This is a genomic window from Nocardia harenae NBRC 108248, from assembly GCF_001612885.1.
GTDB lineage: Bacteria > Actinomycetota > Actinomycetes > Mycobacteriales > Mycobacteriaceae > Nocardia > Nocardia harenae.
Map to the genome: position 1 here is coordinate 23,937 of NZ_BDBH01000018.1, position 14,077 is coordinate 38,013.

The 14,077-nt window shown below is 73.3% G+C and carries 16 protein-coding genes; 3 read left to right on the top strand and 13 right to left on the bottom strand.

Annotated elements, in window-relative coordinates; translation table 11 throughout:
• A complete protein-coding gene (locus NH2_RS27215) occupies nucleotides 1-408 on the bottom strand; it encodes a DUF4345 domain-containing protein (protein WP_067660601.1) in 408 nt (135 codons plus the stop codon).
• 73 nt (nucleotides 409-481) lie between these two features.
• Here NH2_RS27215 and NH2_RS27220 point away from each other — a divergent pair, with 73 nt between their 5' ends.
• Entirely contained in the window at nucleotides 482-1,066 is a 585-nt protein-coding gene (locus tag NH2_RS27220; protein WP_067660605.1) for a TetR/AcrR family transcriptional regulator, read from the top strand.
• A 4-nt stretch (nucleotides 1,067-1,070) separates the two neighbouring features.
• Here the strand turns inward: NH2_RS27220 and truB are convergent, their stop codons facing one another.
• From truB to NH2_RS27280, 12 genes are all read right to left on the bottom strand, one after another.
• Nucleotides 1,071-1,955: a tRNA pseudouridine(55) synthase TruB gene (gene truB / locus NH2_RS27225; protein WP_067660608.1), complete on the bottom strand. Its 885-nt coding sequence runs from the start codon at nucleotides 1,953-1,955 to the stop codon at nucleotides 1,071-1,073.
• Nucleotides 1,955-2,623: a 4'-phosphopantetheinyl transferase Npt gene (gene npt, locus NH2_RS27230; protein WP_067660610.1), complete on the bottom strand. Its 669-nt coding sequence runs from the start codon at nucleotides 2,621-2,623 to the stop codon at nucleotides 1,955-1,957. Before npt ends, truB begins: the two co-directional genes overlap by 1 nt.
• Nucleotides 2,624-2,646: 23 nt before the next feature.
• Complete coding sequence (locus NH2_RS27235) at nucleotides 2,647-3,606, bottom strand: metallophosphoesterase family protein (protein ID WP_157104002.1); 960 nt, start codon at nucleotides 3,604-3,606, stop codon at nucleotides 2,647-2,649.
• A 75-nt stretch (nucleotides 3,607-3,681) separates the two neighbouring features.
• Nucleotides 3,682-5,199, bottom strand: a complete 1,518-nt coding sequence (locus NH2_RS27240) for an MATE family efflux transporter (protein ID WP_084505945.1) — start codon at nucleotides 5,197-5,199, stop codon at nucleotides 3,682-3,684.
• Entirely contained in the window at nucleotides 5,196-6,197 is a 1,002-nt protein-coding gene (locus NH2_RS27245) for a DHH family phosphoesterase (RefSeq protein ID WP_067660615.1), read from the bottom strand. The genes NH2_RS27240 and NH2_RS27245 overlap by 4 nt, the downstream gene beginning before the upstream one ends.
• Before the next feature lie 11 nt (nucleotides 6,198-6,208).
• Nucleotides 6,209-6,649, bottom strand: coding sequence for a 30S ribosome-binding factor RbfA (rbfA, locus tag NH2_RS27250; RefSeq protein ID WP_067660618.1), 441 nt, complete (start codon nucleotides 6,647-6,649; stop codon nucleotides 6,209-6,211).
• A 49-nt stretch (nucleotides 6,650-6,698) separates the two neighbouring features.
• The gene (locus tag NH2_RS27255; RefSeq protein ID WP_067660851.1) at nucleotides 6,699-6,989 is read right to left on the bottom strand and encodes a DUF503 domain-containing protein; all 291 of its coding nucleotides are present in this window, start codon (nucleotides 6,987-6,989) and stop codon (nucleotides 6,699-6,701) included.
• Nucleotides 6,990-7,060: 71 nt separating this feature from the next.
• Nucleotides 7,061-10,090 carry a translation initiation factor IF-2 gene (gene infB, locus NH2_RS28470; protein WP_084505946.1) on the bottom strand — a complete coding sequence of 1,010 codons (3,030 nt, stop codon included), beginning with the start codon at nucleotides 10,088-10,090 and terminating at the stop codon, nucleotides 7,061-7,063.
• A 110-nt stretch (nucleotides 10,091-10,200) separates the two neighbouring features.
• Nucleotides 10,201-10,440, bottom strand: coding sequence for a YlxR family protein (locus tag NH2_RS28475; protein ID WP_245650799.1), 240 nt, complete (start codon nucleotides 10,438-10,440; stop codon nucleotides 10,201-10,203).
• A 113-nt stretch (nucleotides 10,441-10,553) separates the two neighbouring features.
• Nucleotides 10,554-11,582 carry a transcription termination factor NusA gene (gene nusA / locus NH2_RS27270; protein ID WP_067660627.1) on the bottom strand — a complete coding sequence of 343 codons (1,029 nt, stop codon included), beginning with the start codon at nucleotides 11,580-11,582 and terminating at the stop codon, nucleotides 10,554-10,556.
• Nucleotides 11,579-12,217 (bottom strand): ribosome maturation factor RimP, encoded by a 639-nt coding sequence (gene rimP / locus NH2_RS27275; RefSeq protein ID WP_067660630.1) that lies wholly within the window; start codon nucleotides 12,215-12,217, stop codon nucleotides 11,579-11,581. Before rimP ends, nusA begins: the two co-directional genes overlap by 4 nt.
• A gap of 201 nt (nucleotides 12,218-12,418) precedes the next feature.
• Entirely contained in the window at nucleotides 12,419-12,904 is a 486-nt protein-coding gene (locus NH2_RS27280; protein ID WP_067660633.1) for a glutathione peroxidase, read from the bottom strand.
• A gap of 132 nt (nucleotides 12,905-13,036) precedes the next feature.
• Between NH2_RS27280 and NH2_RS27285 the strand changes: the two genes are divergently transcribed.
• Both NH2_RS27285 and NH2_RS27290 read left to right on the top strand, forming a co-directional pair.
• The gene (locus NH2_RS27285; RefSeq protein ID WP_067660636.1) at nucleotides 13,037-13,591 is read left to right on the top strand and encodes a hypothetical protein; all 555 of its coding nucleotides are present in this window, start codon (nucleotides 13,037-13,039) and stop codon (nucleotides 13,589-13,591) included.
• Nucleotides 13,588-14,019, top strand: a complete 432-nt coding sequence (locus NH2_RS27290; RefSeq protein ID WP_067660639.1) for a DUF4439 domain-containing protein — start codon at nucleotides 13,588-13,590, stop codon at nucleotides 14,017-14,019. The genes NH2_RS27285 and NH2_RS27290 overlap by 4 nt, the downstream gene beginning before the upstream one ends.
• Nucleotides 14,020-14,077: the final 58 nt, after the last annotated feature.

The window sequence follows — 14,077 nt, forward strand, 5'->3', positions numbered from 1 at the left end:
TCAGGCCGCGGCGGCCCGCCCGGCCGCGACGCGCTTCTCGTCGGCATCCGCGAGCACCAGGTACACGGGTGGGAGCGCCACCTCCAGCGCCGTGAGCATCAGCGCGACAGGGTGCGGCCAGCCGTGCACGGCGATGGAGAGGAACCGGCCGACCGCGCCGAGCAGCATGATGCCTGCCAGGAGCCGGATGGCGCTCGCCGGGATCGGGTCGCGGCGGGCGGCCAGGATCCAGGCCAGGCCGTAGCCGGCGAAGACCGCGCCGAAGAAGCGGGCCTGGCTGTCCGCGGTGGCGCCCGGTTCGCCCATGTCCGGGAAGAGCGCCTCGCCGGTCGCCAGGTGCTCGAGCCCGATGAGGACGCAGATCACCCCCATGACCAGTGCCAGCCAGCGCAGAGCCGATGCCGCCATGATTCCCTCCCGAGTTATTAGACGTGCGTCTACTATGGCGCGTTGGTAGACGCGCGTCAACTAAGCTGGCGGCATGGTTCGCCGTCGCCTGACCCCGGAGCAGCGCCGCGCCCAGATCGTCGAGGCCGGGGCGGCGCTCTTCGCCGACCGGCCGTACGAGGCGGTGCTGATGGAGGAGGTCGCCGCCGCGGCGGGGATCTCCCGCGCCCTGCTCTACCGGCACTTCCCCGGCAAGCGGGACCTCTTCGCCGCCGTCTACGAGCGGGCGGCGGCGCAGCTGCTCGTCGACTCCTCGTTCGACCCCGCGCTCTCCGTGCCCGAGCAGATCTCGGCCGCGCTGAACACGCACCTGGACTACTTCGAGGCCAATCCGCACGCGGTGCTCGCGGCCAACAAGGTGCTCGCCGCCGACCCCACCATCCAGGCGATCATCGCGGGCGAGCTCGGCGAACTGCGCCGCCGCATGCTGGACGAGCTCGGGCTCCCCGCCCCCCGCCGCGCCGCCGCCGAGTCGGTGATCGGCGCCTGGCTCACCTTCGTCCGGGTGCTCACCGTGGACTGGCTGGAGAACGGCACCGTCACCCGCGCCGACATGCACGCCGTCAGCACCGGCGCCCTGCTCGGCGCCCTCACCCCGCTGCTCGGCGAGGGGTCCTGACCGGTCAGAACCCAGCCGGCCGCACGACCATGACCGAGGCCGCCCGCTTCCCGCTCTCCTTCAGCAGTGCGATCGCCCGCCCGTCGGGATCGACCGCCGCATAGACGTCGTCCCGCCCGACCGGCTCCAGCCACCGCCCGTTCCGCAGATCCTCCGCCTGCGAGCGATCGATATCGCGCAGCGGAAAGGCCGCGCGCACCGCCTCGTCCATGGGCAGCGAGAGCGACGGCGCCGCGGCGAGCGACTCGAGGGTGCGCGCGTGCTCGAGCGTGAACGGCCCGACCCGGGTGCGGCGCAGCGCCGTCAGGTGCCCCCCGACCCCGAGCGCGGCGCCCAGATCACGGGCCAGCGCCCGGATGTAGGTGCCGGACGAGCACTCCACCTCGACCTCGAGATCCACGAACTCCCCGCGATCGTGCCGCGCCAGCACGGCGAACCGCGAGACCGTGACCGGCCGCGCCGGGAGCCGCACCTCCTCTCCGGCCCGATGCCGGGCGTACGCCCGCTCCCCGTCGATCTTGATCGCACTCACCGTCGCGGGCACCTGCCGGATATCGCCGGTCAGCGCCGCCACCTCCGCCGCGACGGCCGCGTCGGTCACGTGCCCGGCGGGAACCACGGAGAGCACCTCCCCCTCGGCGTCGTCGGTGCCGGTGCTCGCCCCGAGCCTGATGGTCGCCGAGTACGCCTTGGTGGTGAGCGTCAGCAAGCCGAGCAGCTTGGTGGCCCGCTGCACGCCGAGCACCAGCACCCCGGTCGCCATGGGGTCGAGCGTCCCCGCGTGCCCGATCTTCCGCGTCCCCAGGATCCGGCGGCACTTGCCGACCACGTCGTGGCTGGTCATGCCGGGATCCTTGTCGACGATCAGCAGTCCGCCGAGCGGGTCCATCAGGCGGTCGCGATCGCGGTCAGGATCAGCCCGGAGCCGATCTGCCAGCGCCCGTCGAAGTCGAGCAGCGGCCTGCCGCCGTCGTTGGTGCCGCCGGGGACGAGCAGCCTCGTGTGGAAGGTGCCGGAGCCGGAGTCCGGGCCCGCCGCCTCCACGGTGAAGGTGATGTGCGCGTCCTCGAAGCCGAGCCAGCGCAGCGTGAGCGGGAACCACGCCTTGTAGGTGGCCTCCTTGGCGCAGAAGAGCAACCGGTCGAGGTGCAGCGGGCTCTCGGTCTGCTTCAGCCACTGCCGCTCCTCGGGCAGGCTGACCGAATCGAGCACCCCGTCGGGCAGCTCCGCGTGCGGCTCGGCGTCGATGCCGACCGAGCGGAAGCGCAGCGCGTGCCCGAGCGCGGCGGCGCGGTACCCGTCGCAGTGCGTGAGGCTGCCGACGATCCCGCGCGGGAAGAGCGGCATGCCGCGCTCCCCCTTGCCGATCGGCACCTCCGGCTCGCCCAGCTGGGCCAGCGCCTGCCTGGCACAGTGCCGCGCCCCGATGAAATCGCGCCTGCGCTTCTCCACCGACTTGGCGATGAGGTGCTCCTCGGCGGGGTGCGCGCGCAGCCCCTCCGGGTACTCCAGCAGCTCCGCGGCGGCGATCCCGGACGGCAGAATGTTCTCGATCATCGGCGACGAGCCTAGTCCAGCCGCTATCGGACCCCGCGCCGCCGCTGCGCCTTCGCCCGCATCTCCTCGGCCGCCGCCTCCATCTCCGGGGTGAGCCGGAAGTGCCCGCCGAACTTGTTCAGCGAGCCGGGCGAGTACTCCGGCGCGGGCAGGATCTGGCGCAGCAGGTTCTCCGGCAGCCCGCGGCGCTGCCACTCGCGCGGGTAGCCGAGCGAGACCTCCTCGAAGCGCACCCCGTCGTACCAGGAGGTGCGCGGAATGTGCAGGTGCCCGTAGACCGAGCAGACGGTGTTGTAGCGGGTGTGCCAGTCCGCGGTGCGCGTGGTGCCGCACCAGAGCGAGAACTCCGGGTAGAAGAGCACGTCGGTGGGCTCCCGGACCAGCGGGAAGTGGTTGATCAGCACCACCGGGGTGCCGGGCTCCAGCGCGTTCAGCCTGCGCTCGGTGACCTGCACCCTGGCATGGCACCAGGCGTCCCTGGTCACGTACGGATCCGGGGACAGCAGGAACTCGTCGGTGGCGACCACATTGCGCTCGCGGGCCACGGCGAGCCCCTCGGCCTTGGTGCTGGTGCCCGCGGGCAGGAACGAGTAGTCGTAGAGCAGGAACATCGGCACCAGCGTGACGGCGCCGCCGTGCTGCTCGGCGCCCGCGCCGCGCCACACGGCGTACGGATCCTCCGGGGTGAGCACGTCCAGGTCGCGGCAGAGCGAGACCAGGTAGTCGTAGCGCGCCGCCCCGCGCATCTGCACCGGGTCCTTGGCGGTGGTCCACAGCTCGTGGTTGCCCGGCACCCAGATGACCGTGGCGAACCGGCTGCGCAGCAGCTCCAGCGCCCAGCGGATGTCCTCGGTCTTCTCCGCGACGTCGCCGGCGACGATCAGCCAGTCGTCCGGCGAATCCGCCCGGATCTGCTCGACCACCGGCTTGTTGCCCTTGTGACCGACGTGGATGTCGCTCACCGCCATCAACTTGGGTATCACCCGATCCACGGTGCCACACCCGGCGGCGGGCCGGTCGGGCAGCACGCCGCCGGGGCGGTCACCGCATGGCGGCCGTCAGGGCCGCTGAATGTCGGCGCCGACCCGGGCCCAGCGCCCGGACATGGCCCTGGCACCGACCGCGAGCAGCCGCGCGAGCATGAAGGCGACCAGTCCGGCCCAGATTCCGGCGACGCCCCACCCGAAAAACAGGGCCAGCCAGATCGCGGGCAGGAAGGCGGCCAGCGCGGCCGCCATGGTGGTGGTGCGCAGATACGCGGCGTCGCCGGCGCCGAGCAGCACGCCGTCGAGCGCGAACACCACGCCCGCCACCGGAATGATGGCGACGAAGAACCACCAGATGACGCCGATCCGGTCCAGGACCGCCGGGTCGGTGGTGAAGAGCGGCGGGAGCGCCGCGGCGGCGAGCGCGAAGCAGGCGGCCAGCGCCACCGCGAAGAGCAGCGACCACCGGGTGACCCGGCCCGCCAGTCCGCGGGCGCCGCGCGCGTCGCCGCCGCCGAGCGCCGCGCCGACCAGGGTCTGGGCGGCGATGGCGAGCGAGTCCAGGGTGAGCGCCAGGAAGTTCCAGAGCTGCAGCACCACCTGGTGCGCGGCGACCGAGGCGGCACCGAAGCGGGAGGCAACCGCGGCGGCGGAGACGAAGCAGGCCTGGAAGGCGAGGCTGCGCACGATGAGGTCGCGGCCGAGCACCAGCTGGGCGCGCATGATCGCGGGGCGGGGGCGCAGCGCGGCGCGCTCCCGGACCAGCGCGGCCAGGAAGAGCGCGGCGGTAACGGCCTGACCGGCGACATTGGCCGCCGCCGAACCGGGCAGCCCCCAGTGCGGGGCGAACCACAGCCCATGCACCAGCAGCGGGCAGAGCAGCGCCGAGAGCGCGAGCCCGCAGACCACGAAGACCAGCGGCCGCCTGGTCTCCTGCACACCGCGCAGCCACCCGTTGCCCGCCATGGCGATCAGGATGAGCGGCACCCCGAACAGCGCGATCCGCAACCAGGGCAGGGCCTGGCCCGCGATCTCGGAGCCGCCCGCGATCACCCGGGTGAGCGGAGCGGCGGCGCCCTGCGCCGCGAGCAGCAGCACCAGCCCGATGCCGAGCGCCAGCCAGGTGGCCTGCACGCCCTCGGCCACCGCACCGGCCCGGTCCCCCGCGCCGTGCCTGCGGGCGGAGCGGGCCGTGGTGCCGTAGGAGAGGAAGGTGAGCTGGGTACTGGCCTGCGCCAGGATCAGCCCGCCCACCGCGAGCCCGGCCAGCGCCTGCGCGCCCAGCCTGCCGACCACGGCGAGGTCGAAGAGCAGGTAGATCGGTTCGGCGACGAGCACGCCGAGCGTCGGGATGGCCAGCGCCAGCAGCCGCCGCGGCCCGGCGTCGGCCGCCGGAGCGTCCGCGGCAGCGTCGGGCGCCGCCCCTGCACCGGCCGCCGAAGGCACAGAGCCGGGCTTCGCTTCCACGTCGGCCGCGGGAGGCACGGCGTCACGAGCCGGGCCGATGGCGGCCTCGGCCGGCACCGGCCCGGCCCTGGTGGCGGAACCCCGCTCGGTCGCCGGGTGGCCGGGTAGCTCACCGTCGCTCATTCGAGCGCGGCGAGCAGCGCCGCGAGGATCTCGTCGGCCGTGCCGTGCGTGGTGTACCCGGCGGCGAAGCGGTGTCCGCCGCCGCCGAGCGCGGTGGCAACGGCGGACACGTCCACTCCGTCGGCGGCGCCGGGCCCGCTGTTACGGGAGCGCAGCGAGACCGTCCAGCGGCCCTCGACCGAGCGGTGCTCCTTGAAGACGGCGGCGATCCCGGCCTCGGCGCTGGTGCGCACGATATCGATGACGCTCTCCACCTCCTCGGCGCCGAGCCCGTTCACATCGGTGCGCCGCACGAAGGCGTAGGCCAGCCCGATCCCACCGCGCACCCCCGGCTCCAGCCGGGCGCTGCCCAGCACCGCGGCGAGCATGGGCAGCCAGCCGAACGGGTGCGTGTCGAGCAGCGCGCGGGAGATCTCGGCGCCGTCGATCCCGGTGCCGAGCAGCCGCTCGGCCAGCCCGTGCGTGCCGGGCCGCACCCAGCGGAACGAGCCGGTATCGGTGACCAGCCCGGCATACAGGCAGTGCGCCACCGCCGCGTCGATCGGCTCGCCCCAGGCATCGAGCACCCGGGCGACCAGCCCCGCGGTCGATTCGGCGTCGGGGTCGATGAGGTTGATCGCCCCGAACCGGGTGTTCGAGCGGTGATGGTCGATCACCAGCGTGGTGGCTGCCCCGGCCAGCCGGTCGCCGAGCGCCCCGAGCCGCCCCGCGCTGCCGCAGTCGACGGTGACCAGCAGGTCGACCTCGGCGGGCACCTCCGCGGACGGGACGATCAGCTCGGCGCCGGGCAGCGTCCGCAGCGATGCCGCCAGCGCCGCCGGCTCGGCGAAGGAGACCCGCACCGGGACTCCGCGCCTGCGCAGCACGTGCGCCAGCGCGAGCCCGCTGCCGACGGTGTCGGCGTCCGGTTGCACGTGGCAGAGGATGGTGACCGATCGAGCCGCATCCAGCGCTCGTACCGCCGGGCCCAGCTCGACCGGCTCATCCGTGGAGATCATGCTCGTGCCGGTTACTCGTCGTCCCGGTCGCTCTTGTACGGGTCCGGCTCGCCGGCCGGGGTGGCGTTCGCCGCCACCCTGGCCACCGCGTCGTCCTGCTCCCTGGCCCGGGCCAGGAGCTCCTCCATCTCGCGCGCGGCGTCCGGCACGGTGTCGAGCACGAAGGCGAGGGTCGGGGTGAACTTGACCCCGGTGCCCGCCCCCACCTTCGAGCGCAGCACCCCCTTCGCCTTCTCCAGCCCGGCCGCGGCCTCGGTGTAATCCGGTTCCGCGTCGAGGGTTTCGCCGCGCACCGTGTAGTAGACGGTGGCGTCGCGCAGGTCGCCGGTGACCTTCGCATCGGTGACGGTGATGAAACGCAAACGCGGGTCCTTGATCTCGTACTCGATCGCGGTCGCCACGATCGAGGAGATCCGCTTCGCGAGCCGGCGTGCCCTGGCCTGATCCACCATGGCCGATTCCTCCTGTCCTGATATGGGAACGGCGTCGGCGGAGGACGTCTCAGTCCTCCGGTCCGAAGATGCGGCGGCGCACCGCCAGCAACTGTAGCTCCGGACGCGCGGCCACGTGCCGCTCACAACGGTCCAGGACCGTTGTCAATTGGTCCATTCCCGCGCTCACCATCGCCACACCCAGCTGGGAGCGGCGATGGAGGTCGTGGTCCCCGCCCTCGGCGGCACTCACCCCGAAGCGCTGCAGCTCGGCCAGAACCGGCCGGATGAGCTTGCGCTTCTCCTTGAGCGAGTGCACATCCCCGAGCAGGATGTCGAATTCGAGTGCACCGAGGTACACGCTCACCTCCGGGTAGGGGCGCGCGAGGGCGCCCCGGCCCGGTGGCCGGAGCGCCTTCACGATGCCGAGCGTCAGTCGCGCGGCTTCTCGCGCAGCTCGTACGCCTCGATGATGTCGCCTTCCTTGATATCGGAGTAGGTGACGGTCATACCGCATTCGAAGCCCTCGCGGACCTCGGTCGCGTCGTCCTTCTCCCGGCGCAGCGAGGCGATGCTCATGGTCTCGACCACCACCACGTTGTCCCGCAGCAGCCGGGCCTTGGCATTGCGCTTGACCGAGCCGGAGAGCACCATGCAGCCGGCGATATTGCCGAACTTCGAGGAGCGGAAGATCTGCCTGATCTCGGCGCGACCCAGCTCGACCTCCTCGTAGATCGGCTTGAGCAGGCCCTTGAGCGCCTTCTCGATCTCGTCGATCGCCTGGTAGATCACCGAGTAGTAGCGGATGTCGACGCCCTCGCGGTTGGCCAGCTCGGTGGCCTTGCCCTCCGCCCTGACGTTGAAGCCGATGATGATCGCGTTCGAGGCGGACGCCAGGTTGACGTTCGTCTCGGTGACGCCACCGACGCCGCGGTCGATGATCCGCAGCCGGACCTCGTCGCCGAGGTCGATCTGCAGCAGCGCCTCCTCCAGCGCCTCGACGGTGCCGGAGTTGTCGCCCTTCAGGATCAGGTTCAGCTCGCTGGTCTCCTTCAGCGCGGCATCCAGATCCTCCAAGCTGATCCGCTTGCGGCTGCGGGCCTGCAGCGCGTTGCGCTTGCGGGCATTGCGCCGGTCGGCGATCTGCCTGGCGATCCGGTCCTCGTCGACCACGAGCAGGTTGTCACCCGCGCCCGGTACCGAGGTGAAGCCGATGACCTGCACCGGCCGCGAGGGCAGTGCGGCGTCGACGTCGTCGCCGTGCTCGTCCACCATGCGGCGGACGCGACCGTAGGCGTCGCCCGCCACGATCGAGTCGCCGACCCGCAGCGTGCCGCGCTGGATCAGCACGGTGGCCACCGGGCCGCGGCCGCGGTCGAGGTGCGCCTCGATGGCGACACCCTGCGCGTCCTGGTCCGGGTTGGCCCGCAGGTCGAGCGCCGCGTCCGCGGTGAGCAGCACGGCCTCGAGCAGCGCGTCGATATTGGTGCCCTGCTTGGCCGAGATGTCCACGAACATGGTGTCGCCGCCGTACTCCTCGGCGACCAGGTTGTACTCGGTGAGCTGCTGCCGGATCTTCTCCGGGTTCGCGCCCTCCTTGTCGATCTTGTTCACCGCCACCACGATCGGCACGTCGGCCGCCTGGGCGTGGTTGATCGCCTCCACCGTCTGCGGCATGACGCCGTCGTCCGCCGCGACCACGAGGATCGCGATGTCGGTGGCCTTCGCGCCGCGGGCACGCATGGCGGTGAACGCCTCGTGGCCGGGGGTGTCGATGAAGGTGATCAGCCGGTCGGTCTCGTTCAGGTGCGTGAGCACCTGGTAGGCGCCGATGTGCTGGGTGATGCCGCCGGCCTCGCCCTCGCGGACGTTGGCCTTGCGGACGGTGTCGAGCAGGCGGGTCTTGCCGTGGTCGACGTGGCCCATGACGGTGACCACCGGCGGCCGCTGCTCGAGGTCGCCCTCGTCGCCCTCGTCCTCGCCGTAGGTGAGGTCGAAGCTCTCCAGCAGCTCGCGGTCCTCGTCCTCCGGGCTGACCACCTGGACGACGTAGTTCATCTCGCCGCCGAGCAGCTCCAGCGTCTCGTCGTTCACCGACTGGGTCGCGGTGACCATCTCGCCGAGGTTGAACAGCGCCTGCACCAGGGCGGCCGGGTTCGCGTCGATCTTCTCCGCGAAGTCCGAGAGCGAGGCGCCGCGGGCGAGCCGGATGGTCTCGCCGTTGCCGCGCGGCAGCCGCACGCCGCCGACGGCGGGCGCCTGCATCGAATCGTATTCCTGGCGCTTCTGCCGCTTCGACTTGCGACCGCGCCGGGGCGCGCCACCGGGACGGCCGAAGGCGCCCGCGGCGCCGCCGCGGCCACCGGGACCGCCCGGACGGCCACCGCCGCCACCGGGACGGCCGCGGAAACCGCCGCCGCCACCCGCGGGAGCACCGGTACCGGCGGGAGCACCGCCGCCACCGCCACCGCGGTAGCCGCCGCCACCGCCGCCGGGACGACCGCCGCCGCCCGGAGCGCCGCCGGGGCGACCGGGGCGACCGGCGCCGCCCGGACCACCGGGACGCGCCGCACGCTGCGGCATCGCACCCGGGTTCGGGCGCGGCGGCATGGAGCCGGGGCTCGGCCGCGGGCCGCCGGGACGCGGGCCGCCGCCCTGCGCGGCGGCCGGACGCGGCGCGCCACCCGGGGCCGGACCCGGCCGCGGCCCCGGACGGGGACCGCCGGGACCCGGCGCCGGACGCGGCGCGGGCCGCTCCCGATCGGGCGCGGAGGAGAAGGGGTTGTTCCCGACGCGCGGCGCCTTCGGCCCCGGCTTGGGGCCACCGGGGCGGGGGCCGCCTGCCTGCGGGCCCGCGGGCCGCTGCTGCGGCTGGCCGGGACGCTGCTGCGGCGGCGGCTGTTGGCCGGGACGCTGCTGCTGGCCGGGGCGCGGACCGCCCTGGGCCGGGCGCGGCCCGGTGGGCGCGGACGGTGCCGACGGCGCGGCCGAGGCGGCGGCGTTCGGCGCCGGGGCGGCCGGACGGGCGGGCCCCGGCTTCGCGGCGGGGCCGGGACGCGGCGCGTCGCCGGGGCGCGCTGCCTGGGCGCCGCCGGAGTGCGGCGCGGCGCCATTGCTCTCCCGCTGGGCGGGGGCGGCGGGGGTGCCGTTGCGCTCGGAGCCGCGATCGGACGGGGTGCGGGGGCCGGGGCGGGGGCCGCCACCGGGGGTGGGACGCGCACCGGGCCTGGCACCGCCGTCGCCGCCGGAGCGCGCGCCGGAATCGCCGGGGCGGGCCCCGGACCTGGTGCCGTTCGACGACTTGCTCGAGAACGACTCACGCAGCCTGCGCGCGACGGGGGCCTCCACCGTCGACGACGCCGACTTCACGAACTCGCCCTGCTCCTTGAGCGTCGCGAGTAGTTGCTTGCTGGTAACACCGAGTTCCTTGGCCAACTCGTGCACGCGGGCCTTGCCTGCCACTGCTCTCCTCTACTGAGAGGTCGAGCAGCACCTCCGTTCCTGGGGACGGCGGCCCGCACGACCTCGGATTATCTCCGATGGACGATCATCGTTGGTACTTCACGGTGTGCTCATGAGTGCTCGTGCCTGTTCTCGAGGTGATGCTCCAGGGCTGAGATATCCAGATGTCCGGACACTCGTAGTGCTCTGCCGAACGCCCGGCGCTTGTGCGCCGTGCTCAGACAAGCCGAAAGGGGGTGCAGCCAGGCACCCCGTCCGGGAAGTCTGCGCCGCGGATCGGGGACGACCGCGGGGAGGCCGTCTCCGGCTTCCGCTACTCGCACCACGACCCGCAACAGATCGGCGGCCATCTCGCGTTTCCGGCATCCGATACACGTCCGGACCGGCCCCGCGAGCTGAACCTTCTTCCATGATACCGCTGCCGGGGCCGGAAGATCGAACCGCTCCCCCCCGATCGATTCGGTCACCTCCGGTTGACCTCGCTGCGCACCCCGTCGCCGACCTCGGGAGCGGCGTCGCTGCGGATATCGATCCGCCACCCGGTGAGCCGCGCGGCGAGCCGGGCGTTCTGCCCTTCCTTGCCGATGGCCAGCGACAACTGGAAGTCGGGCACCACCACGCGGGCCGCGCGGGCGTCCGGGTCCACCACTGTGACCGAGACCACCTTGGACGGCGAGAGCGCGTTGCCGACGAAGGAGGCCGGATCATCGGCGTAGTCGATGATGTCGATCTTCTCGCCGGCCAGTTCGCTCATCACATTGCGCACCCGCTGCCCCATCGGCCCGATGCAGGCGCCCTTGGCGTTCACCCCGGAGACGGTGCTGCGGACCGCGATCTTGGAGCGGTGCCCGGCCTCGCGGGCCACCGCGACGATCTCCACCGAGCCGTCCGCGATCTCCGGCACCTCCAGCGCGAAGAGCCTGCGCACCAGGTTGGGGTGCGTGCGGGAGAGCGTGATCTGCGGGCCGCGCTGGCCGCGGGAGACCCCGACCACGTAGCACTTGATCCGGTCGCCGTGCTCGTAGTGCTCGCCGGGCACCTGTTCGGCGGGCGGGATGAGCCCCTCGGTGCCGGTCACCTCGCTGCCGATCCTGACCACGATGGTGCCCCTGGCATTGGCCCTGGCGTCGCGCTGCACCACGCCGCCGACGATGTCGCCCTCGTGCGTGGCGAACTCGCCGAAGGACTTCTCGTTCTCCGCGTCGCGGAGCCGCTGCAACACCACCTGGCGGGCGGTGGTCGCGGCGATCCGGCCGAACCCCTCCGGGGTGTCGTCCCACTCGGAGAGCACGTTCCCGTCGGCGTCCACCTCGCGCGCCATCACCCGGACCACGCCGGTCTTCTGGTTGATGTCGATGTAGGCGTCGGGCTGGTGCCCCTCGGTGTGCCGGTAGGCGGTGAGCAGCGCCTGCTCGATAGCCGCGATCACCGTCTCGATGGAGATGCCCTTGTCGGTGACGATGGCGCGCAGAGCTTCGATCTCGATGTTCATTCCACGATCCCTTCGGTCTGCGGCTCGGTGGCACTGCCGGACGACGGCTCGTCGCCGGGTAGCGGGGTCGCGCTCTCGGTGCGCGGGTCGGGGCGGCCGGGGGCGACGCCGCCGGCCAGTTCCAGCTCGGCCGCGCCGGGGGCGTTGAACTCCACCTGCACCACGGCCTCGGCGATCTCGGCGAGCGGCACGGTGACCCGGTGCGGGTTGCGTTTGCCGCCGAGCACCAGCGCGATCGACTCGCCGGTGAGCGCGCCGATGCGGGCCTCGAAGCGGCTGCCGACGCCGGGCTCCGGGTGCGGGGCGCCGGGGCGCAGCGTGATCCGCGCCTTGCGGCCGCGGGCGCGGCGCCAGTGCCGCTCCGCGTGCAGCGGGCGCTCGACGCCGGGGGTGGTGACCTCGAGCAGGTAGGCGGCCTCGCCGAAATCGCCCGCCTCGTCCAGCAGGCCGGAGAGGTCGGTGCTGAGTTCCGCGACGGTGTCCAGGTCGGTGGGGGCGTCCCGATCGACCACGATGGTGACCTTCGCCTGCCCGCTGCGGCCGCCCGCGATCGTGACCCCCTCCAGATCGAAACCTCGGCCCTCGACGAGGCCAGCGACGAGCTGGCTCACCCTCTCCTCGGTCGGCAACGGCATGTGGGCGGCTCCTGGTTCAGTTGTCAGCGGGTCGGAAGTTCCTGTGCCGAGGGTCTAGCGTAACGCGCTCCGAGAGTGTAGAGCGCAATCCGCTGGTCGGCGGGGTACCCCCCGGCGGCGAGCCGAGCGAACTCCGGGCATCTGCGGACGCGACGGAGCCGCCGCCCCGGAGCGGGGTGGCGGCTCCGGCCGGGGCGGGGGTTAGAGCGCCGCTTCGATGGCGGCGGTGACCTCGGCGGCGTCCGGGGTGGTGCGCGGCCGGAAGCGGCCGACGACCTTGCCCTCGCGGTCGATCAGGAACTTCTCGAAGTTCCACTGGATGTCGCCCGCGGTGCCCTCGGCGTCCGGGGTCTCGGTGAGCGTCCGGTACAGCTCGTGCCGCTCGTCGCCGTTCACGTCGGTCTTCTCCAGCAGCGGAAAGTCCACGCCGTAGGTGGTGGAGCAGAACTCCTCGATCTCCTCGGCGCTGCCCGGCTCCTGCCCCATGAACTGGTTGCAGGGCACCCCGATCACGGTGAAGCCGCGCGGGCCGTACTGCTTCTGCAGCTCGACCAGCGCGCTGTACTGCGGCGTCAGGCCGCACTTGCTGGCGACGTTCACCACGAGGGCGGCGCGGTCACCGGCCACGTCGGCCAGGGTGGTCTGCTCGCCCGCCAGGGTGCGCACCGGTACGTCTCGAATGCTCATTCGTCTCGGACCTGCCGTTCTTCGTCGTACCCCGCCCCGGCGCCACGCTACCGGACCCGGTTGAACCCGTTCCGCGCGGACAACTTTCGAGCCCGGGTTCCGATGCCGGGGCGGTCACCGGGGTCTGGCACGATGGGGCGCGTGCCGAACCGCCCTCCCGCGCCCCGACCCGCGGTCGATCGCCGCACCGCCCTGCGCGCCGGGGCAGGCGCCGCCGCGGGGCTGCTGCTCGGCGCCGCCGCGGGCTGCGCGAACGACCCGGTGCACGATCCGGACCAGCTGGCCGGGCAGGAGCAGCGGGCCCGCGTCGACGCCGCCGCGGCCACCGCCATGGCGGCCACCGAACCCGCCCGCGCCCGTGCCCTCGCCACGGTGGCGGCCGAGCGCACCGCGCACGCCGACGCGCTGCGCGCCGAGATCGCTCGGGTGGTCGGCAGCTACGGCGACGGCACCACCCCGGTGCACCGCACCCGCGAGGCGCTGCCCGCCGAGCCCACCGCCGACCCGATCACCGGGGCGACCGGCACCCCCGCCGCGCCGCCGACGGTGCAGCAGCTGCGCGACCGGCTCGCCCGTTCCCGCCGTTCGGCGGCCGACCTGGCGCGCACCCAGACCGGGTACCGGGCCGGGCTGCTCGCCTCGATCAGCGCGGCCTGCGCCGCGCACGCGGAGGTACTGCTCGCATGACATCCGACCAGGAGGCGTTGAGCACCGCGCTGGAGGCCGAGTACGCCGCCGTCTACGCCTACGGCATCATCGCCGCCTACGCCGCCGACGAGCGCTACACCGTCTTCGCCGAGCACGCCGCCGCGCACCGCGCCCGCCGGGACGCCACGGCCGACGCGCTGGCCGCGAGCGGGGTCACCCCGCCCGCACCGAGCGCCGCCTACACCGCGCCCTTCCCCGTCACCGACCCGGTCGCGGCGGCCCGGCTCGCGGTCGCCGTCGAGACGGATACCGCCGTGGCCTGGCGTTCGGTGGTCGAGAAGGGGACCACGCCCGAGGTGCGGACCACCGGGGTGGAGGCGCTCACCGAGGCCACGCTGCGGTTGGCGACCTGGCAGTCGATTCTCGGCGCCGAGCCGCCGACGGTCGCCTTCCCTGGCGCGGTCTGAGGCAGCCGGGCCTGCGCGCCGACGCATCGCGCAGCCGCCGCCCGGTCACTACCACGCG